We start from the raw sequence: 22,553 nt of genomic DNA on the forward strand, positions 1-22,553 counted from the left end.
ATAATCAAAATCCACAGCATATATTTTAGCGGCAGGGTGCTCTAGTGCATAGCCCTTTACTTCAGAAAAGTGTGTTGTTATAACGGCTTTTGCTCCGCCGTCTGCGATGTGCTCCAGCACAGCTTGTGCCAATGCCGCCCCCTCGCGCGGGTCTGTTCCAGTGCCAAGCTCATCGCAAAGCAACAGAGTCTTGCCCGATATACTCTCTAACATCCGCTTTATATTGGCAACATGTGCCGAAAATGTGCTCAAATCCATTATCAACGACTGATTGTCTCCGATGTCTGCTAGTAGCGTGTCTAAGTATAATAATTCCGCCTCAACTCCAAATAGCGGCAATCCGCACATACCTATGATATGATTCAGCCCTATAGATTTTAACGCCGCACTCTTGCCACCTGTGTTAGGACCGCTTATGACGATTAAATTATCGTCAATGTCCATAAATAAATCTAATGGAATGGATGCATTACTCTTTCTGATTAAAATTAGCGGGTGATGAATACTCTTAAAGCGTATTTCATCTCCGAATGTTGGGAATGTATAATCATTTAGATTATAAAACTTCTGCAGCTCAATCAACATCGCTAAATAGCTATAAGCCCCAGTGGTAGTGTGTAGCTCATGAATGTGTTCTCGTAGCTGAGCGGCGAGGGCTGCTAATATTTTTGTGATTTCTGCACTCTCGGCTAGCAGTTTATCTTGTAGCTCATTGCCTGCGGACACTGCACTGGTAGGCTCTACATATAGCGTCTGTCCGCTGGCTGAGCGGTCGTGAATATAGCCCTCTATATATTTGTTGAAATTAGCTTTGCAGGGTAGCGTGTATCTGCCGCCCCGCATAACAAGCATATATTCTTGAATGAATTTGTCAGCATTAGCACTCCTCAACACAGCTTGCAAACTGCGCTGCACCCTATCGTGGGCGACTTTTAGTGCTCTGCGAAGCTCCTTCAGTTCGCTGGTTGCACCGTCCCTAATGCTACCGTCCTCCTCAAACGTGGACTGTATGCGCAACAGCAGTTCTTCATCAGGCTTTAAGTTGTCAAGTTCAGCCGTTAATGGTGCTAAATGCCTCCTGTGGCTCTCCAAATGCCGTTTTAACGCCAGCAGACTTATTATAAAGCGAGCTATTATAAGATAGTCGCCTGCCTCTGGTGAGAATAACTTCATATTTTCTGCTGAGAGCTTGGCATAGATGGCAAAAAAATCACCATCATTTTCCAGCATGTATGCGGGAACGCTATGGTATAGCTCAAATATGGAGCGCAAGTCTTTCTGAAATGAATGTATTTCGGTCAAGCTTTGTTTCGGCTCTAGCCTATCAAACTCGCGGGCAGCGAACTTTGAGGCAAATGTGCCACAGACTTCACCCTTAAATAGCGGAAACTCAAGCGTCTGATAGTCTATATTCATATTATTCTGCGATTATTATATCATAAATCTATGCTATTGTCCCTTTCCAAAATCTCTATTCTTAATAAAACCTTACTTCCTAGCTAACAACTCTTTTAAGAATGATACTTTCTCATCGGGTATATCTTTGCCCCTGCCGAGCAGATGGGCGAGAAACTGCGTCTTGGCTGATAGTTCCAAGCTCTCCATAGTGAAATACGCCTCGTCAAGGCTAGTCCCCCAGCTGAGTGCACCATGATTAGCAAGCAATATTGCTTTGTGTCCTGCTATTAGTGGGGCAATACTAGCTGGCACCTCATCAGTTGAGGGCGTGGCATACTCTGCCAGCGGCACAACTCCCAGCGAGGTAATCGTTTCTACTAGAATATACCTGTTAAGGGCGATATGTGCTGACGCATAAGCGGTAGCGTAGGGCGGATGACTATGCACTACCGCTAACGCATTGCTTTTAGCATAGACCATAAGGTGCATCTTCAGTTCAGACGATGGGTTGTCACCAACCAGCACCTTGCCCGACAGGTCAGTGCAAACTAGCATTTCGGGTGTGAGGTATCCCTTGCACACTCCAGAGGGGGTAGTCCAAACCTCATCGCTTATACGGGCGGAGATATTGCCATCGTAGGCAACAAGCAAGCCCTTGTCGTAGAGCCGTTTGCCGATTTCACAAATTTTATCTTTTAAGTGAGTGTTTGACATAGCGACTATATAGGTTTGCCTTCACTGTTCTCTCTGCTGATACCTAGTGCTTTAAGCAAGCGTTCTTTAGTAATCAAAACTACATCTTCATAAGCCCTATCTTCTAGTATTATCTGCCCGCCAGCTGATTTAATGTGCCCGCCGCCATAGCCTATCCCAGCTACTATTTTAAGTGCAACTTTAGACAGCGGCGGTTTGATGTTCCCCGACTTAGCCCGTAACGAAAATATTGCTACTTTGTCATATACGCCAATTACAAACACATGTTTAACTTCGCGCATACGTAGCAGATAGTCGGCAAGTTCTGCCGTAATATCGGTGGTTTTAATAGCACCCATGTCGCAGAATGCTAGGCTACCTACCAAGCGCGTGCTGTCAATTGCCTTGCGCATCAAGGTGAACTGATAACGTGGCAAGTCAGGCGAACTGACCGCTGCTATCTTTCTGAGCGATACATAGGGGTAGATGAAACCGAGCATATTTTGGTCTGCTTTGTCAGAGTCGCGTCCTCTGCCGATAGCATCCGTCATAATGCCATAGCATAGAGCGGTAGCAACGCGGACATCTGGCACGACACCTAACTCTTTGTAATATTCTGTAACTATTGTACTGGTGCTACCGTAGCGAGGGCGGATGTCTGTGAGAAGCCCCTTAGTTTTAGGCAGACGTTTTCTTATATTGTGGTGGTCTATTATCAAGTTGACGGAGAAACCATAAGGGATATGTACATTACCCGCTTGCGGTTGCGTATCAACCACAACTACGTAGCTGAACGACTTGAAACGTATGTCAGTTGACTGTTTCAAATCAACCTTACACTGGCGCACAAACTCGCGGTTTTCCAGCCTGCCGAGCACACCCATATATGCAATGGTGGACTTAATCTTTTTCAGAGCAAGCAATCCTTTTAGTCCTACTGCAGCACCTATAGCATCTGGGTCTGGATTGTTGTGTGTGAGTATCAGCACACGTCTCTTGCCAGCAAGAGATTCAAAAATTTCATTTATCATCTACGCAAAGGTAGCATATATTAAAAATAATTGCAAATTAACTGTTCCTGTTCATTAACCAGTTAATTCTCACGCCCATATCGCCGCGCAGACTATTCACTGAACCTAATGCCTTGTTCAGTTTTGTAACGGCGATTTGTGCATCACTCTGCGTAACGATATATGAATCGTCTATATCAAGTGCGCTAGTGCTAAGGTCCCCCGTAAGGGCACTTTTAGCATTTTTCGCTATATTGCTATCGCCTACACCTTGTATTTGCATTATTCCAAGTTCATTGAGCAGCTGTTCTGAACCTGCAAAACGTAGTTCAGATTGCTTACCAGCAAGCCCTGATTGTATTATTATGTTGGCACCAGCCTCGCCTGTCTGAACTAGGCGGACAATATCGCTCGGTTGTTGTTCTGGCGTTCCCGTATTCAAGCCGTTAACTATAGCTTGTGATATGTTATTTATGAAGTCTTGAAGCGTGTCTTCGCCGTTTACGTACACTGATGAGCTATTGCCGTTGCCGTATATTGTCAGGTGCATAGTGTTGCCGAGCGACAGCACGGATAACTGCTCTAAATCCATTAGGCGCACCTGCGATATGTCTCCCGTCTGTGCTGTTTTGTCAACTGGGCTAAAGGTATTGCTCTTATATACTGCACTCTGCCCTGCCTCCGCTGACTGCACGTTGATATCCGCACCATCAGGCAATGTGTTAGGGTTAAATTCGTAGGCATTTGCGATGTAGTTAAGCTGATGTTTTAACTCCTCAAACTCGTGCTGTCCTAGCTCCCTGTCGTTAGCGGATGCCGTTGGGTTGCTTGCTTGTATAGCAAGCTCACGCATACGTTGTAAAATATCTCCCACAATGCCGACACTGCTTTCGGCATTGAGCAGTAACGTATCGGGACCGAGTTCGCTTTGGAGCTTGTCAGAGGCGGCGAGTTCAGCTGTATCGTTCGGCGTGCGGTTAATATGCACCTCCGTATCCGTAGGCATGTATTCAGCGGAACGAGACATGGCATTAACGCTGACAGCGGCGTCAATGTTAGCTTTCGTCGTATTGGCGAACACGTTAGTATTGATGGCTAGCGACATACTTCATCCTCCATATTTTGATGAACAGACATAAACAAAAAAGACTGGAAACCATTGCAAACGCAGAGCGAATATCGCTTACGTGTGCCCAGCCCAGCCTAAATGTCTTAGTGCTAATTAAATTGTTAGCATAATTTGTAGCATAGAAAAAATTGCTTGTCAAGCAAAAAATACAGCATACCTTTAACACCTAAATAGGGGCATTTTAACTGTGGCATTACAGAGATGCTCATAAATTTAAGATATATTACACGCAGTATAGGACAGTCTCAAAAATATCTTTAGTCTATTGCCTTATAACTCAATACCAGATAGCCTACCATTCCCCAAGCACAGGGCTTTCACTTGCCAAGTTAAAAGAACTACAAAACGATATTGTTGTATAATAAAATAGGTATAGCCCCCCATATTCTGCGTCAGTAGCATTCCACATTCAAGCCATTCATAAGATTAGTCAATTCTGCAAACGTTAAGGCTCTACCATTGGCACAAGCACCGCTTACAGCCCTATAATTTTTGTAGGTAATTTTCATAATTATTCTGCCATTCTCAGCGTAGCACGTAGACACCCCTTGTCGCTTGCCATTCACATAGGGATGTGTCCACCATAATCGTCCGTTCTCGTAATAGGTTTTCTCAGTGCCTTCTGGCACGCCGTTCTTGTAGTGAGCTTCCATATATAAACTACCGTCTTCATAATAGAATTTTTCAGTGCCTTCTAACACACCGTTCTTGAATGGAATTTCCACATATAAACTACCGCTGGGATAATATGCCCATCCAAACGTAATTAACCCATTTTTAACTTGCCATACAACCGGATAGCCATCATCCCTTACAAAACGAACAATCCCCGTTATGCGCTTGTTATCGCCATCCCTGATGATGCCTTTATCATAAAAGGCGTCTACCTCCAAGGTATATTCATTACCCTGTGCTATGGCGAATACTCCGCCACAAGCCATAAAGCACACCAACAAAAACAGGACAAAAGGCTTTTTCATATACAAACCATCCTTTTTATTTTCTCAAACTAACCAAGGTTATTTTTACACGTTTTTTACTCGTATAGCACGATTATTTTCACTTGTCAAAAGAAAACTGCAAGAACAGCCATACCTCAGCTACTCCAGCCCTGCCCGTTCACGAGGTTGCCCCCTTACCCCCTCTGCACATGCAGATACAGGGGGAAGAACGACAAGCAGTTGTCGTTCTTGGGGAGGGAGATATCCTCTCATAACTTTCTAAAAATAACCTTGGTTAAATTTACAAACTTTTTTATTGGCTTACAATCTATTGCTGGAGCATATTTGTTCTGCTTTCGTCAAGCATAATTTACTTGTTTCTAGTCCAGTTGAGTGTATAGCAATCTACTTTATCCTTGACAATATTGTAGCCTACAAGATACAATAAAGTATGTTCACAGTTGAAATGACTGACGAATTCAAGGACTGGTGGCTTGGGTTAAGGGATAAACGAGCCTCCGATGCCATAGCGCGCCACTTAAGTACGAACGTGTTATAGTGCTGTTGTGTGGCGGGGACAAGTCCACGCAAGCAGGGGATATTGAAAAGGCTAAAGAGCAGAGAGTTTTTAGAGGCGAACTCTAAGGAGCTGATAAATTATGCTGACATCAGAGTTTAGCACTGAAAGAGCACAAAGAGTGTGGTATAAAGCTAATTAAGATATATTACACGCAGTATAGGACAGTATCATAGACGTCAGCCGTATAATGGCGAATATACATTTTGTAGTCTGGAACTAAACTTAGTATATATGGCGGGATAGCTAGGCAATCATCAGGTTTGTGATATATACTTATAGCCAATTTTGGCTTATACCGCTTAATAGTAGTCTCCATACCGTATAGCGATTCTAGCTCGGCACCCTCAATATCTAGTTTTATAAAAGTAACTGGTTCCCCTGCAAGCATTTCATCAAGTGACATTACATTTATTTTGCTGTTTCCGTTATCATCTACACGAGATGACATACTGCCACGAGAATCAAATCGTAGAATCCCATTGCTACTCCATAAACCAGCATTATATATCTTACTCTTGCCAGCTAAACGTTCATCTCCGTTGGCAACATCTAAACATTTCTCATAAAAGGCATACTCAGGCTCAAATGCGTATATATGCTTATGCGTGTTGTTGCACCACCTGCAAAACTCCACACTACTATTCATATCATAACTGCCACCATCAACAAATATCTCGTCTTTGCTAGGTTTCATGATAGCATCATCAAAATATACGCCGGGCACCGTCTTGTCCAGCAACAAAACGTTAGCATCATCTCTTATAATTTTCCTAAACCGAAGAGATACCAGCCTACGTGGACTATCAGTTATAATAGTAGGGGCATGTATTTGTTCGAGTTCTTGTGCGGAGATTATTTGTGTTTGAGACGTGCTATAATCAGCCTTATCATTACTCTCTAAATATAAGCAGACATTTTCCACTTCAAACCATTTGCAAGCTTGCAATAGAAACCCCATACGCCAAAACGAACCGGGTTTAGATAGATGAAAAACAACAGTGCTTGGCGGTTTGCCATAAAACATTGATATGAAAGTTCCCCGCCATATATCTTTTGGATAACGCATCAATGACGCATAAAACGGAGCGTCATGCCCAGCAAGCAGACTTCCCAAACGTCCTAAAAACAATGTTTTTGATATATTATCTTGTAGAGCCGCTAAAATTCGCCGAATATCGGAACTGAATCCTGAAAATCCGTCCAGTATTGCATTTTCGTGGGGGGGGGGGATTTAATGGCTGTCAATTCTTTGTTTGCGTTCATAACATCAAGCTTGATTATCCTTGTTCTCTATAGGTTTGCGCCGTTGCATTAGCACATATATGATAATACCTATTACTATAACAGGTGCCATTATCAGCACGATTGTGTGTGAATACTGTTTGATTAGCTCTATATTTGTGCCGACTGCTCGCCCTATGACCAGCAGTATGGTGACCCATATCAGAGAGCCTATCGTTGTGTAGAAAGCAAATGTTCTATAGTCCATTCGGGCTAGCCCAGCAGGGAATGAAATGAATTGGCGCACCACAGGGATAAGCCTGCCGATTAGCGTGGTAATTTCCCCGTGCTTATTAAAGAAAGCATCCATTTTGGCGAGTTTTTCTGGCGGTAAGAATAGATATTTGCCATATTTTAGCAAGAAAGTTCTGCCGAGTCTAAGCCCTAAATAGTAGTTGAGCGTAGCACCTAGAACCGACCCCATGACACCACAGGTTATTACAGAATAAACGTTCATTTTATATGCCGCACCTGTAATGCTGGTTGGCAGGGTTAAATAGCCCGCAGGCGGAATAACAACCTCGCTAGGGAACGGGATAAACGAACTTTCCACTGCCATCAGCAATATAATGCCAAGATAGCCCAGCGAACCCACAACGTTCACAAGCCATGTCACAAACAAAGCGAAAAAGTTAATCAGTGTCTGCATAGGGGGCTATGCTAACATAGATTTAAGCAAAAAGCAATCATTTTTCCGGTGACCTATATACTTGACTGGACTAAAAGGCTGTAAGGCTCACATTTCATAGTTCTTTACGAAGAAACTGCTTCCAATCCTTATTGAAACCTAACCAAGAACTGGTGCAGGTCAAATATTTCTCTGCTTAGGATATTATTCACGGCACAGGGCAAAAATGCCGATAGCAAGCAAATATGATAATGGCGAAATATCCCTTGTGGAGGTCATAAAGACTGAATAAAAAGGAACTGATGTCAATCTAGCAGTTCAAATGGTGCAGATGCATTTCAGAACAAGTTTGATTGCTCAATGCTCTTTAGTAATGATAGCGATATGACGTATTCAGTTCAAATCAGTACAGAGATATGCAAAAAGCACGTTGGGCTATATATAGACAAAAAGGCTACAACAACAAAGATTTTGCAGAAGTATGCCAGCTATACTAAGCGGATAAGTCAAACTATGTTAGCCACTAATCAGCTACCAGCAACTATAAAAACATCATTTAGTCATACAATAACAAAACCAAAAAATTGGTAGTCGCTAACCCTTGCCCACCCCGAACTCCACCTTTGGCAGCCTGTTGACTATGCCCACTGTTTTCACGCTGATGGTTATCACTGCTAGCAATAAATCAACTATATAGCTTGGGTTGTTCTGCTCCGCTAGCCACAGGTTGGGGTCGTTGGTTATGCCAGTGGGTTTATCAGTGCTAACTTGCCACCTATCAATCAACCACTCTATAGCACTCCTGCCATTGAGGACGTATTCATAAGCCACCAGCGGGATGCCCGTTATAGTGATATTCTCGTTATACTTGATAACAGACTTATCTTCTTTATTAGGAAAACTCATCTTCCCTATACGATATAATGAATATAAATCTAACTTATCAGTTGTTTTCCCCTCCTTTATCTCTACTTTAACAGCGGGGTATTTGTCCGCCTGTTCGTAGTTCAGGTGCAACCCTGCAAGCTCCCTGCCCGCCTTGCTAAATACCCAGAAGTCCTCAACACTCTTTAACAGCGGTAGTCGTGCGAGCACCTTTTTCAGGTCTGCACTAAACTGCTTTATATAGTCACGTGAATGCAACAACCCGTAAACGTAGTAAAATATATCCTCTTTCTTGACACTTTTCCCATAAAGCCCCTGTGCCTCAGTTAGGATATAGTCCGTTATGCCGTCTAGCCTGTCATACTGCCCTATAACGCTTGTGCCATCATTGTTTGTGTGTTCTATATAGTAATATAACGGGAAACACTGTGAATGTCCCTGTATTTCTAAATCGGGCAGTGCATCAGTAATGATTGTGCTAAAATCTTTAGGTGTTCCTGTGCCAACAATACATATCACCACATTTTTATGCTCTGGTGTAGGGAAGAGTTTGGGCATTTGTCCTGTTCTGTGGTTCATATCCCTATGGAAATAACACCACTGCTTATTAAATGGACGATAGCTAGCAAGCACAATATTGTCCTCTGAAAATGTTATGCTTTCGCCTCGTGCAAACTTTGCAACAGTTGAACTGGGTAATGCTAATTTTGTGGCATCTTTTGTTATAAACTTCTCAACGTCAGCAACTTTCCCCTTTTGTGTCTTGTAGTCTGCTAGTTGTTCACTATAAAAGCCTATTGTCTTTTGCATATTCTTTATAAGCTCCGCCCGTGAGAAGTTGTAGCACCAAGCGTCCCTGTTAGTGTTTAACCCTAGTGAATAAATAGGTTCAAAGAATGACTGCTCACCAGTCTTTTTATTCTTTTTATCCCCTAGTGGGATAAAGGTTTGGAATAAATCGTTTCGTTGGTTTAGCCAGTCGCCCTCTTTGTTTGGGGTGATTTCCTGCCAAGCAATGTCCGCACTAGTAATATCATTTAGTTCCTTTAAGAGCTTTAATTTGTCAGCTTTCTTTAGGTAATCGTCCATTTGCTTATAATGAATAGCACATCCTTTGCTTTCGCCCGCCTGTCCACCCCGCACCAGCACCACGATAGCAACACCCGCCATTATATCAAAAACATTCTCCCCTTCCCGCTTTGCTGTGTCACCTGACTTGCCCCGAATACCACCGCGCAGGTTAAAGATATATATGGCGTTAAAGTCTTCTGTTAGGCACTTACGAAAGCCGTCCATAGATGTGCCGTCTATCCAGCCACTATTAGTGATAAAGGCAATAACGCCACCACCAGAGCCATTAGTCACAAGCCTATCAGTAGCCCAGCGAAAGGCTTTTATATAACTATCAGATAGTTTGTTTTTATTACTAGCCGTGCCACTTTTTGCATAAGTTTCTGTTATACGTGAGTCCAGTTTAGGGTATTTTTGATTTTTAGTGTCATCATTCGCACTTTTCTGTCCTACTGAGTAGGGTGGGTTGCCGATAATTACATTTATAGGGGCTTTCTGTTGCTTTGTTATGCGTTCAGAGTTCTCCTCGTTCGTTTCGTGCTTTTCATAAGTTTCCCCCATTTGGAATGTATCTGTCCAGCAGATTCCCTCAAAGGGGATATAGCGCATACCCGCATAACCTGCATAGCCTGCATTGTTATCAGCACTTCTGTCGTCACTGCCAGCCCCCCACATAGTAGCGTGAAAGGCATTTTCTATATTGATTGTTGCTATGTAGTAAGCCAGTAGCACAAGTTCATTAGCATGCAACTCCTGCTGATATTTGCGCTTTAGTGCGTCTTTGTCTATCAGCCCTGTTTGTATCAGCCTAGCTATGAATGTGCCCGTGCCTGTGAACGGGTCTAAAATATGCACCTGTTCGTCTGACAACGTCCTGCCAAAATCCCGCTCTAAAACCTTTGCCACAGAGCTATTGATAAAATCCACCACCTCTACTGGTGTATAGACTATGCCTAGTTTGTCTTGTATTTTAGGCATAGCCACCTTAAAGAACTTGTCATATAGTTCTATGATAACCTTTTGCCTATCCTCTGCACTCGTCAGCCCCGCCACACGTTGCTTGACTGATTCATAAAACCGAGTGAGCTTTATATTATCCTCATTGTCTTTATTGACATCCGCACCCTCTAACCGCTCAATCATCTTTTGTAATGACTTAGATACAGGGTTATTCTTAACAAATGCATAGTCCTCAAACAACGCCTCAAACACTGGCTTGCTGATAAGGTGCTGTGCTAACATCTCCACCAAACCTGCCTCCGTTAAAGACGGATTTATAGCGGTGCGCATATTTTCTAAAAACTTCTCAAAAGCTGCCCTGTGCTGCCCCTGCCCCGCTAGCAACTCATTTATACGCACCTTGTAGTTATCCGCTATCTTGGCAACGTCCTTTGCCCAGTCTTCCCAGTAACGTTTATTGCCAACCTTTTCCACAATGCGGGCGGTTAGATAGTCGGCAAACTTCCACTTATCTGTCACCTCGTCAGGGTCAAGGGTCGTATCCACAAGGGTCGTATCCGTTCCACCTACCGTTATATGCCCATCACGTTTGCCTAATGATAGCATGTTGACGATAGAGTCAAATCTGTCATCGTGCGCCCGCAGTGCGTTCAGGACAGTCCACACCACACGGTATCGGTTAGAGTCTTCATTCAACGCATCCTCTGGTGTTGTATCAGAGGGGAACACTACGGGGATAATTATATAGCCATATTTCTTGCCCTCTGCTTTTCTCATTACCCTACCGACTGACTGCACCACCTCTATGGGGGAGTTTTTAGCCGATAAGAATAGCACTGCGTCAAGGCTAGGCACGTCCACCCCCTCTGACAGACAGCGGACGTTGCAAACAACACGGCATTCGTCATCTTGCTCTTCCCTGAGCCAGTCTAGTTCGGAGTCACGTTCGGATGCATTCATTCCCCCGTCTATGTGGGTTGCATGCACATTCACTAGCTCGTTGTTACCACGAATTTCTTTCTTAAAATACTCATTTATCTTGTTAAATGAGTTCTGGATAGCCCTAGAAGTCTTTATATTCTGACAGAATGCCACAGCCTTACGCATAGGCTTGTTAAACTCATTAGAGTCATCATCAGTCTGCTTGTCGTCAATAAGAATATTTGTTGTAATCTTTTTAGACAATGCGCGCACACAGCCCCCTAGCTTGTCTATATCGTCAGTTGCTATTGCGCCATCACTCCCCGCCACTAGTTCACTACGTAGAGTAGCTGGCAAGTCTTTCTCATTCACAGAAAACACTAGCACCTTGTAGTCAGACAATAGCCCATTATCCACCGCCTCACCAAAACCTAGCCGATAGATTTCTTTCCCGAACAGCTTTTCATCGTCCATAGAATAGAGCACGAGGTTCTTTTCTTCTGCCTGTTTCTGCGCACCCTCTCCGTAAATGCGGGGCGTAGCAGTCATATATAGCCGTTTATGCCCTTTAATAATAGCGTTGTCATGCACCATTACAAATGCATGGCTATCGTCACCTTCCTGTTTATGCCCCGTTGTGCGGTGTGCCTCATCACAGATAATCAAATCAAAGGTTAAATCTGCTTGCTTTTGTGCCTCTGAAACAACCCCGATAGAGTGATAGGTAGAGAACACAACAGTCATCTCTTTGCCGACTGCTTTTTTAGCCTCTTTTAGTTGTTTTGCTACACTAGCGGCATCGGTATTAGCGGGGTATGCTAAATCCTCTAGCTTAAAGCCCGTGTCTTCATCGCTAAACTTCTTTTTTGACACGGTAGCGTCAGAGCATACGCAGATTGCTTTGATAGCAAGCTCTGCATCAACTTTCCATTCACGTAGCGTCTGCCCCAATAGGGCTATAGACGGCACTAAAAACAGAACAAAGCCACCATTCGGCAGTTCCTTTTCTGCTATCTTTAGCGATGTAAATGTTTTGCCCGTGCCACAAGCCATTATCAGCTTGCCTCTTTTGCCAGCACCAGTAGCATTAGCAATATTAGCAAAGTATTTGTGGGCGTTGTCAATAGCTGTCCGCTGGTGGGGGCGAGTCCCTTTTTTAGGAAGACGTGCTACAACGCCCGACTTCCCCTCTAATAAAACCTGCCAGTCCACATTGGCGTCTTGTAGCTCTCGCAGGCTTAGACGTATAAAAGCAGGCTGTTGCCCTGCTATGGCTTCATCCGCATGGGAAGAGAACTTATTAGTAGTGCTTATCCAGAAGCGCTGAGCAAAACGAACCTTAACGCCATTGTCATCGGTGAACTCTTTACCCGAAGCGGATATAAAGCTATCAACAGCCGCTTTAGTTATTTCTGTCTTTTCATCATAGCATTTACACTGAATCGCCCAGTAATCACCATCAAATGTAAGTGCGACTAAATCTATACCCGTATCAACGTTGCTAATGCTACCCCTATAAGGGAACTCGTCCCATAGCCAAATATCCTTGAACATCCCCTCATAGACGCGGTAGGTTTTAAGAAACCCCTTTATTAAAAGCTCAAAACGAGTGCCCTTGTCTCGCTCTGATAAACTAATATCCCTAAAATGCACTAGCACGTTATCAAAACTATTGAACTTTTTATGTGCCGTGCTATTACTATGAATGCTATTCATAGCGCACCTGCACTTGCGCTAGCACTGGCACTTGTGCTAGCGAAATTAAATTGTTTAGATTGTGGGAGACTACTAGCCCATAAGAAACTGACTCGTGAGAGCCTAGACTGGCATAATTCTTGCTGTGTGTGTGTGTGTGTGTGTTAGTGACATCACGTCAAATACTCCTTAAATATTATTAGTTGGGCATTGTGCAATAAAAATTAAGAGGGTGTCAAGGGGAAAGTGGAAAATGTAATTGCACAAGTTAAGGAGTCTTCCCTCCACCTTGGCGGGGGAGGAAAAACTGTCTTTGCGAGCACACAGCATTTCTCTAGTCCAGTCAAGTATATAGTCCCCATTTTTCCACCTAATCTATTTACCAGTTGTAGTGCTGTAAATATTCTACACGCCCCTCCCCTTTTTTCTGGGGAGATTCTCTTTCAAGTTGAGCAAACAGGTGAACCCCCTTGACTGTTCAATATAAAAGAAGTATAAGATATGTATGAAAAATGTATTGACATATTTACGCGGGTTAATAGGGCTATTAAGCCTACTTGCCACCCTATCACTGCTACTAGCTATCCCCTGTGGGCAGGTACTGGCACAGGAGCAGGAACAGTCCAACTATAGTTTCCCGCGCAATACCAGCCCTTACATCGCCTCACTCGTTAAGCCTAACTACAAGTACACATGGCAAGATTATGCCAAGATGTCCATCTGGGCATCGCAAACTGGCGGACGCACTATAAACGAACAAGAGATACTCGCCTACACTGCCACCATAGAAAATGCTGTGCATGAACTACTCCCCGCCCTGCCACAAAACGACCAGAAAACACAGGCAGAGTTCATACTGCGATACATACACAATAAATTCTTAAAAACTTACGAACCTAAACAAACACGCCTTGACGTGCTACTCGCCACAGGCACATACAACTGCGTATCGTCCGCTAACCTGTATATGCTGTTAACACAAGCCGCAGGCATTCAAACTGTTGGCGTCATCACAAAAGACCACGCATTTATCAGCGTCCTGGCTGGTGGACAGGCTATAGACGTGGAGACAACTAACCGATACGGATTTGACCCCGGCAGTAAAAAAGAGTTTAAGGACGAGTTTGGCTCTAGCACCGGTTTTGCCTACGTGCCACAAGGCAACTACCACGATAGGCGCGATATTAGCCCCCTAGAGCTTATATCTCTTATTATGTCCAACCGCCTTGCAGACGCTAATCAAGGTAGCCACGATGAGGTAATACCACTGGCTATTGACAGGGCAACCCTGCTAAAAGGGCGGGCAAACCCTATATCATCACCACTATTTATAGATGCTGATAACGATGCCGCTGTCCGTGTGTATAACTATGGTGTATTTCTGCTAAACAGTGGCAGAGAACGGGCAGCTATCGCATGGACAGAGCAAGCAACAAAACTATACCCCGACTACCCGCCATACAAAAAATTGCTTGATACCGCAAAACATAACATCGGCGTAGAATACCACAATAAATTCGTCAAACTATACAACAGCAGGGATTTTCTCGCTGCAAAACAGGTAGTTCAAGAAGGACTTACCGAAGTGCCACAAGACGAACAGTTGCTGAAAGACATAGAATTGTTACAGGACAAATAAAGACAATTACATAACAGCTATTTTTTGCTCAGCCACTCCATACTTAGTTTTTTCCCTACTTTTTGCTTGGGCTTAATATAAATATCGTGTGTTTTTCGCCAAATATGTTTTTGCCGACCCGCTTTATATCTGCTATCTTGGCAGCCCGCACAGCTTTAATATACGCATCGGAATAGTCAAACCCTAGCCCTAACGACTCATAGAATGCCGCAAACCATGCAGAGCGCGCATTTGCCTCCATATCCATAATACGCTCGCCAACTATATGGTTTTTCGCAGCCGCTAATTCACTTGCTTTCAATTTGTCTGCAAAGCCAGCATTCAACTGCTGCATAGTCTTAATCGCATCCTCAATATTCTCCACCTGCAAACCAATATGCCCTATCATACGCGAATCAGCCAGCCGCGACGGATACATCATCCCAACCGAATATGCATAACCCTTGTTCTTGCGCAATGTAGAGAAATACGGCGAACTCATCCCCCCGCCCAACAAATCGCTGATAATTTTAGCATAGACGTAGTCCTCACTAGACGCTGACGGCGCAGTGTATGCCAAAAAAACCTTCGCCTGCTGGATACGCGAATCGGTGCCCTCCCTGCGGGCAACCTCCACAATAGACGCATTGTCTAAACTAACATTACACTTAACACCAGCGGGAACTTGCTTAAATATAGCCTTCATCTCATTCAACTGCGCCACGCTATACCTGCCTGACACAGCTACCACCATATCAGCACCTGTTAGGATACCTTTTAAGTGCCGTTCTACATCTCCAAGTTTCAGTTTAGATACGCTCTTGGTTGTGGGGTGCAGTGCATACGGGTGGCTACCATAAGTCGTCTCCATAAATTTATCAAAGGCGACAGAGTTCGGGTCATCCTCCATAGCTTCAATAGCGCGCAATAACAAATCTTTCTCTTTATTAAACAGCTTGCTCGTAATCTCTGGCTCTAATAGTTGTTTCTTAAACTCGGGTAGCACAGACGACAGCGTATCGGTCGGCACTGATAGCAGTATTACATGGAAGTCGGGCAAACTGCTAGTTGCATCAATATGTCCGCCGATACCCTCTAACAACTCTAATAGCTTGCCACCCTTAGCCCATACGTTCATCGCCAGTGCACCTATGCCACTGTTCGCCGCTGTCTCACGGAATATGCCGCCCTTTATAAACACCGCAATAGATGTAGTCGCAGTGTAGCTACGTTGAACACTGTAAAACCGCACGCCGTTAGTAAAGCCCTCGCCATGCTCCGCTACAACCGCCGATGCAGATGCTCCCATAAAAGTCGCCCCCAATGTAAAAGACAAAACCAAGCAGATAAATGTCCGCATAATACCCAAAACTATAGATTAGCCAGTTATTGTTTCGTCAGCTTGAGCATTAACAGCATCACATACCTACCAGCATCATTACGTAACTTTATAGTCACTAGACCATCCTTGTCAGACTGGATTGGTAGCTGATATGTAAGTGGATACGGAATCCTTCCTTTTCCCATTACAGGGTCATCAGATGCCCGTTCAAACGGCTGACTTATAGACTCCAACTCAGATGACACCGTTAGAATACCAGCTCCAGTGGCACCAAACTTACTTTCACCATCAAGATAGCCCAGTACGTTTAAGGCAAGAGTCAGCGAGTACTTGGTATTAGAGGATGACACTCTAAACTTAATATATGCATCATCGTATACTGTATATACCTGCCAATTAGAGGCTACCGTTTCATATTCTAAATCTACTGGTGGCTGGTGTGTATCCCACAATTCATATTTGATGCCAGCCACAAGCGGTTTCAAGGTTCTTCCCTCAGCAATTGGATTGTCTGATATTTTTGTTGTTTTGTAATTTGCATCTGTTAAATATACCCCATTCCGTTTACCGTAAGCTGTTCCAGCATTAACTACTAACTTACGAACATCTTGACGTAATGATGTGGCAATCTGCTCACGGCTCATACTAAAACCAGACCCAACGTATTCTTTCAAGAACTTATTTACATTGATATTGCTGATAGGAGTATTATCATTTACTACGCCCCCGTCAGCACCGCGGGGCTTAAATGCTAAAAACGGGTAGCCATTAAGCTCTTCCAAGTCTCCCCTAGATTTACTTTTAATGTTCATACTATGGTCAGCAAGCATAAGTATTGTCGCATTATCATATAGTCCCCTATTCTTTAGAACCTGCAAAATATCTGCCACGCCTTTTAGTGCACAACGAGCTTGATAATAGTAATTTTCATAAGTGTATGCTTTAGGATGTTTATCATCAGCAGAACAATCAATATTTGTTATTAGCGGAACGTGTCCACCGTTGAAGTGATGATACTGAAATGTAGGCTGTTCTGACATCCCTGCCGTTTCTAGCATATAGCGAACTTCGTCTAACGTATCATTTTGCGGATATTTTCTGCTTATATTGCTGAAATCTATACCATTATCGCTATAGTCAGCATAACGCCTAGATGAGTAGTGAAGAATAGCTTTTTGCTTAAACAAATATGGTGCACGCATAACGTTTGTGAGCCTATCAAGCCTGATATTTAGAAATCCATTAGTATATAAAGACTTCTTATTGTCGGCAAAATCGTCAGACGGGTTATGGGGAGCAAAGAATAGATATAACCCCTTAGAAATAAACATCCATTTGTAATTTAGCTTATTAAAATAATTCAAAAGCGACTCGTCCTCATTTAATATGCGAGCCTTATGAATTTCAGAGTGTGGAACATCGTCAAATAATCCAGTCATTATTGACGGCACAGCATGCATCGTCCCCCCCCCCGTGCCAATATTATTCGTAAATTGTATAAACCCGCTAAACTTAGCGGCAAGCTCTGGATTTCTGCTAAACACATCTTCCGTTACCTCAGAAGATGTAGCGTCAACTAAAAACATAAATACGTTATTCTGTTTGTGCAACTTGACTTGCTTATACGCATAAGCTTGCGATACGTTCGTTACTTGCGCAACGGGCATCCGTAAAGCGACGAAAAAGGCGTCTGCAAGACAAGTCAACCCGTAGATAAATAGCCCTATAACGACATACTTAGCATACTGACATAATATTTTCCGAAAATATACAGCTCCACAAATCGCCGCTAGCCATATCAAACTATCCCAGACACGCCTTGATGGTAAAGCCCAGCTATTAAAGTCGCCGTTAAGTTCAGAAAGCCCCTTTGACAATAGACCAAGCTCCAACAAAGAAAGCAGACACAGGGCTGACAACAGAGCAAAGGTAAGCTTGCTTAGCTTTGGAAAATAAAGTAATACTGCAAATACAACAGCTAAAAATAGCAGATGATGCAGTTTATACGTCACTGCCATAAGATACGTAGCGTTGAACTGGTCAAAAAAACGCACATACGTTATCAGCTTTTCCAGTGGCGCTAGTATAACAGCAAACGCCAAGGCATACACACAAGCCTTTAACACTCTGCTCTTATCCAGTTCATCTACAAACTTATTAAACAAACTCATTTTAACTCCATTTAGTTAGTTTCTGCTAACTCTGCTGTAGCGTCCTCTGGTTTATCTTCATATACACGTTTCCTGTCATCTTGGAAACGGAAACGCTCCGCTAACAAATGCTTGCTACCAGTGCCAGCAGGTATTAGTCTGCCCATAATGACATTCTCTTTCAGCCCCCGCAGATAGTCAACCTTGCCCGAACAAGCCGCACTAGTCAACACCTTAGACGTCTCCTGAAACGATGCCGCTGAAATAAAACTTTCAGTGTTGACCGCAGCCTTCGTTATCCCCTGCACTATCAACTTGCCTCTCGGAGCTTGCTTGCCATCATGCCCTAGTTTGTTGACCTCCTCGTCAAACCGTCTCCTATAGACCTCTTCTTGCGGTAAAAATTCCTTAGATTCCCCCTCATCGTCCACACGCACCTTGCGCAACATCTGACGCACAATCACCTCAATATGCTTATCGTTAATAGGCACACCCTGCCCACGATATACCGCCTGTATCTCTTGCAACATATAATCCCACAACGCCTGTTGCCCCCGAATACGCAATATATCCACTGGGTCGTCCTGCCCATCAACCAGCGGCTCACCCGCCTTTATAATATCGCCATCACGCACATTCAAATACCTTTGCGCCGCAATTCTCTTATACTTCTGCTCGTCCTTATCACGGTCCTTAGACCTGCGCGCCGCAATCTTATACTCCTGCTTCTCGCCAAACTCATTGGCAATAGTCAGCTCATCATAGCCTTGCTTGTTCTCAATGTGAACAGCACCACTAATTTCTGCCAACATAGACGGCTCTTTCGGACGGCGCGCTTCAAATATCTCAATAACACGCGATAAGCCCGTAGTAATATCCACATTCTTCTGCGTCCTCAATATCTTCGCTAAAACATCGCCTGCCTCAACATCAGCCCCATTCTCAACCGATAGAATAGACCCCTGCGGCAACGGATAGCTACCAAGCTCATTGCCATTAGCATCTTTAACCAATATGCGCGGATTACGTTTCTTGCTACTACCGCCCTCAACACCCTTCCTATTGCGCTCCTTATTGACAGCACTAGGCATAGTAACTATCTTCTGCGTGATGTGCGTGGTCGGGTCAGTCTCCTCCTTAAAGGTTTCGCCCCACACCAAGTCACTATAGCTAACAACGCCAGCTACCTCGCTCATCATATCATCAACATACGGGTCCCACTCGGCTAACTTAACACCAACGCCTACTTTTGTGCCATCCGCTACCAATAGCTTAGAGCCACGCTTCAGACTCTGTTCGTCAACTACCTTGCCACTGGCATCCTTTATACGTATATTACCATTACGATTTAACACAACAAAATCGTCCCCACGCTTAGCTGTGCGCACATTTGCTAGCTCAACATCGCCACCAAGCTTAGCACTCAGACTTGACACCGCATTACTTGTGCTGGCAATACCACCTTGGTGGAACGTCCTCATCGTCAGCTGCGTGCCCGGCTCACCGATAGACTGTGCCGCAATAGTCCCCACCGCAACACCTACCTCTATCAACCTGCGCGTAGAAAGGTCCATTCCATAACAGTGCCTGCAAACACCAAATTCAGTATCACAAGTAAGCACCGACCGCACGCAAACCTTATCCACAGCAGCTTTCTCTATCGCATTTATCTCATCATCGCCGAGCATCACATTATCAGCCACTACCACAGCCCCAGTTTCAGGGTGCAATACATCGCCTGCAGTGAACCTGCCACGAATGCCATCCGCCAGACTAACCTCAACCTTGCCATCCTTCAACTGTGCCGTCACATCACGCCCACGTATGGTGCCGCAATCTTCTTCACTGATAATAACATCTTGCGCCACATCCACCAGCCTACGCGTTAGATAACCAGCATTCGCCGTCTTTAACGCCGTATCAATCAGCCCCTTGCGCGCACCGTGCGTGGAGTCAAAGTATTCTAGCACCGTCAGCCCCTCGCGGAAGTTTGACGTCACAGGTGCTTCAATAATATTACCACTAGGGTCTGACATTAGCCCACGCATACCTCCCAGCTGCGAAATCTGCGACTGAGAGCCACGCGCACCACTATCGGCAAACACATATATCGGATTATACCATTTATCACGCTTGCTAGTCTTAGATGCATCACCGCCACGAGCTTTAATAGTGTTCATAAGCGCAGTCGTTATCTTAGTGTTGGCAGTATTCCACTTTTCAACCAACTGATTGTGTTTCTCCTCCGCCGTCAAAGCACCCTCACGATAGCTCAATTCAATGCTATGAACATCCTTATAGGTGTCCTCAACTATCTTATCCTTATCAACAGGCACTAATACGTCATCTAAACATATAGAATAGCCCGCTTGCGTAGAATACTTAAACCCTAAATCTTTTAAGTCATCTAAAAACTGCGCGCAATCATAGCTACCCAGCTTGATACTAACAGTATTCACCAGCTTGCCTATATCTTTCTTGCCTAACACTTTATTTACTTCATGAAAACTAATGCCATCAGGCAATATCTTCCCTATAATAATCCTGCCCGGTGTCGTTTCAATAAGCTGATGCACGCCGTCAATCTCCATGCGCACCTTGATAACCGCTTGCAGTGAGAGCTTGCCATGGTCATGAGCTATCACCACCTCTTCAGGCGAACTATAACTCTTGCCCGACCCATTAGCATTCCTCATCTCCCGTGTCAGATAATACACGCCAAGCACCATATCTTGCGTAGGCACAGCCAATGCATTACCGCTCGCAGGCGATAAGATATTATAAGACGATAACATAAGCGTCCTCGCCTCTAACTGCGCCTCCATAGATAGCGGCACATGCACAGCCATCTGGTCGCCGTCAAAGTCGGCATTGAACGCAGGGCAAACCAATGGATGCAATTGTATCGCTTTCCCCTCAACTAACTGCGGTTCAAATGCTTGTATGCCAAGCCTGTGCAACGTAGGCGCACGATTCAACATAACAGGGTGCTCCTTGATAACCTCTTCCAGCACACCCCACACCTCTGGCGCACGCTCGTCAACCATACGCTTAGCCTGTTTAATCGTTTGGACTAAACCAAGCTCCTTTTCCAGTTTATAATAAACAAATGGCTTAAATAACTCCAACGCCATAGTCTTTGGTATCCCACACTGGTGCATCTTCAAATGAGGTCCCGCAACAATAACCGAACGCCCTGAATAGTCAACACGCTTGCCGAGCAAGTTCTGACGGAACCGCCCCTGCTTGCCCTTTATTATCTCAGAGAGCGATTTCAACGTGTGCCTGTCATTCGCCCTAGCCGTCTTGCCCATGCCACGCTTAGTGTTGTCAAAGAGAGAATCCACCGCACGTTGCAATATGCGTTTCTCATTGCGCAATATAATATCGGGTGTTGAGCGGTCTAGCCATTTACGCAACCTATTATTGCAATTGATAACGTTGCGGTATAAATCATTCAAATCACTCTTGGCAAAACTGCCACCATCTAGCTGCACCAACGGACGCAACTCAGGCGGTATCACAGGTAACACATCCAATATCATCCAATCAGGCTTATTGCCATTCTCAGCATCATGTAGCCTGTCGTTAGCAAGTGCATTGACTACGCGCAGACGCTTAGACAGCTTTAACTTCTTCTGCACTGATGTGGTGCTCTTAATCTCTTCCCGCAACTCAACTTCAAGCATATTGATGTCAAGGTTCTTTAACAGTTCCTTGATAGCTTCAGCACCCATACCAGCCACGAAACCTGTCAAACCAAAATCTTCCTGCGCCTTGCGGTAATTATCATCGGTCAATATCTGATGCTTTTTAAGGTCAGTCTCTTTAGGGTCTATCACAACCCAAGATTCAAAGTATATGACACGCTCTAAGTCTTTCACCGACATATCAAGCAGATAACCCATAGGAGACGGCGTGTTCTTGAAGAACCATATATGAGCCACCGGTGAAGCAAGCTCTATATGCCCCATACGCTCACGACGCACACTAGATTCAATAACTTCAACACCACACTTTTCGCAGACTACGCCACGATGCTTCATACGCTTATATTTGCCACACAAACATTCCCAGTCCTTCACAGGACCAAAAATCTTGGCGCAAAACAATCCGTCCCGCTCAGGCTTGAACGTGCGGTAGTTTATAGTTTCAGGTTTCGTAATTTCGCCATGCGACCACTTACGTATCTTATCAGGACTTGCTATCCTAATACGCATAGCCTTAAAAGCATCAGCCTGATTAGTCCTG

12 protein-coding genes are annotated in these 22,553 nt (G+C 44.3%); 1 reads left to right on the top strand and 11 read right to left on the bottom strand.

Annotated elements, in window-relative coordinates; translation table 11 throughout:
- From AC1MDJ_RS00795 to AC1MDJ_RS00830, 8 genes are all read right to left on the bottom strand, one after another.
- A partial coding sequence (locus tag AC1MDJ_RS00795) for a MutS-related protein (RefSeq protein ID WP_479689049.1) occupies nucleotides 1-1,416 on the bottom strand: 1,416 nt, incomplete at its 3' end.
- A 72-nt stretch (nucleotides 1,417-1,488) separates the two neighbouring features.
- The gene (locus AC1MDJ_RS00800; protein WP_479689050.1) at nucleotides 1,489-2,112 is read right to left on the bottom strand and encodes a class II aldolase/adducin family protein; all 624 of its coding nucleotides are present in this window, start codon (nucleotides 2,110-2,112) and stop codon (nucleotides 1,489-1,491) included.
- Between the two features lie 5 nt (nucleotides 2,113-2,117).
- Nucleotides 2,118-3,122 carry a DHH family phosphoesterase gene (locus AC1MDJ_RS00805; protein ID WP_479689051.1) on the bottom strand — a complete coding sequence of 335 codons (1,005 nt, stop codon included), beginning with the start codon at nucleotides 3,120-3,122 and terminating at the stop codon, nucleotides 2,118-2,120.
- Nucleotides 3,123-3,159: 37 nt separating this feature from the next.
- Nucleotides 3,160-4,206, bottom strand: coding sequence for a flagellin N-terminal helical domain-containing protein (locus AC1MDJ_RS00810; RefSeq protein WP_479689052.1), 1,047 nt, complete (start codon nucleotides 4,204-4,206; stop codon nucleotides 3,160-3,162).
- Nucleotides 4,207-4,622: 416 nt separating this feature from the next.
- Nucleotides 4,623-5,210, bottom strand: coding sequence for a toxin-antitoxin system YwqK family antitoxin (locus AC1MDJ_RS00815; protein ID WP_479689053.1), 588 nt, complete (start codon nucleotides 5,208-5,210; stop codon nucleotides 4,623-4,625).
- Between the two features lie 686 nt (nucleotides 5,211-5,896).
- The gene (locus tag AC1MDJ_RS00820; protein WP_479689054.1) at nucleotides 5,897-6,817 is read right to left on the bottom strand and encodes an FkbM family methyltransferase; all 921 of its coding nucleotides are present in this window, start codon (nucleotides 6,815-6,817) and stop codon (nucleotides 5,897-5,899) included.
- 201 nt (nucleotides 6,818-7,018) lie between these two features.
- Nucleotides 7,019-7,681, bottom strand: a complete 663-nt coding sequence (locus AC1MDJ_RS00825) for a DedA family protein (RefSeq protein ID WP_479689055.1) — start codon at nucleotides 7,679-7,681, stop codon at nucleotides 7,019-7,021.
- A 573-nt stretch (nucleotides 7,682-8,254) separates the two neighbouring features.
- Nucleotides 8,255-13,213, bottom strand: a complete 4,959-nt coding sequence (locus AC1MDJ_RS00830) for a type ISP restriction/modification enzyme (protein WP_479689056.1) — start codon at nucleotides 13,211-13,213, stop codon at nucleotides 8,255-8,257.
- Between the two features lie 484 nt (nucleotides 13,214-13,697).
- Between AC1MDJ_RS00830 and AC1MDJ_RS00835 the strand changes: the two genes are divergently transcribed.
- The gene (locus AC1MDJ_RS00835; RefSeq protein WP_479689057.1) at nucleotides 13,698-14,831 is read left to right on the top strand and encodes a hypothetical protein; all 1,134 of its coding nucleotides are present in this window, start codon (nucleotides 13,698-13,700) and stop codon (nucleotides 14,829-14,831) included.
- 55 nt (nucleotides 14,832-14,886) lie between these two features.
- Here AC1MDJ_RS00835 and AC1MDJ_RS00840 read toward each other — a convergent pair whose 3' ends face one another.
- The 3 genes from AC1MDJ_RS00840 to rpoC all read right to left on the bottom strand — a co-directional run bounded on the left by AC1MDJ_RS00840 (nucleotide 14,887) and on the right by rpoC (nucleotide 22,522).
- A complete protein-coding gene (locus tag AC1MDJ_RS00840; RefSeq protein ID WP_479689058.1) occupies nucleotides 14,887-16,119 on the bottom strand; it encodes a M16 family metallopeptidase in 1,233 nt (410 codons plus the stop codon).
- A 77-nt stretch (nucleotides 16,120-16,196) separates the two neighbouring features.
- Complete coding sequence (locus tag AC1MDJ_RS00845) at nucleotides 16,197-18,323, bottom strand: sulfatase-like hydrolase/transferase (protein ID WP_479689059.1); 2,127 nt, start codon at nucleotides 18,321-18,323, stop codon at nucleotides 16,197-16,199.
- A gap of 11 nt (nucleotides 18,324-18,334) precedes the next feature.
- The gene (gene rpoC, locus AC1MDJ_RS00850; protein WP_479689082.1) at nucleotides 18,335-22,522 is read right to left on the bottom strand and encodes a DNA-directed RNA polymerase subunit beta'; all 4,188 of its coding nucleotides are present in this window, start codon (nucleotides 22,520-22,522) and stop codon (nucleotides 18,335-18,337) included.
- Nucleotides 22,523-22,553: the final 31 nt, after the last annotated feature.

This window comes from Candidatus Termitispirillum reticulitermitis (genome assembly GCF_054655775.1).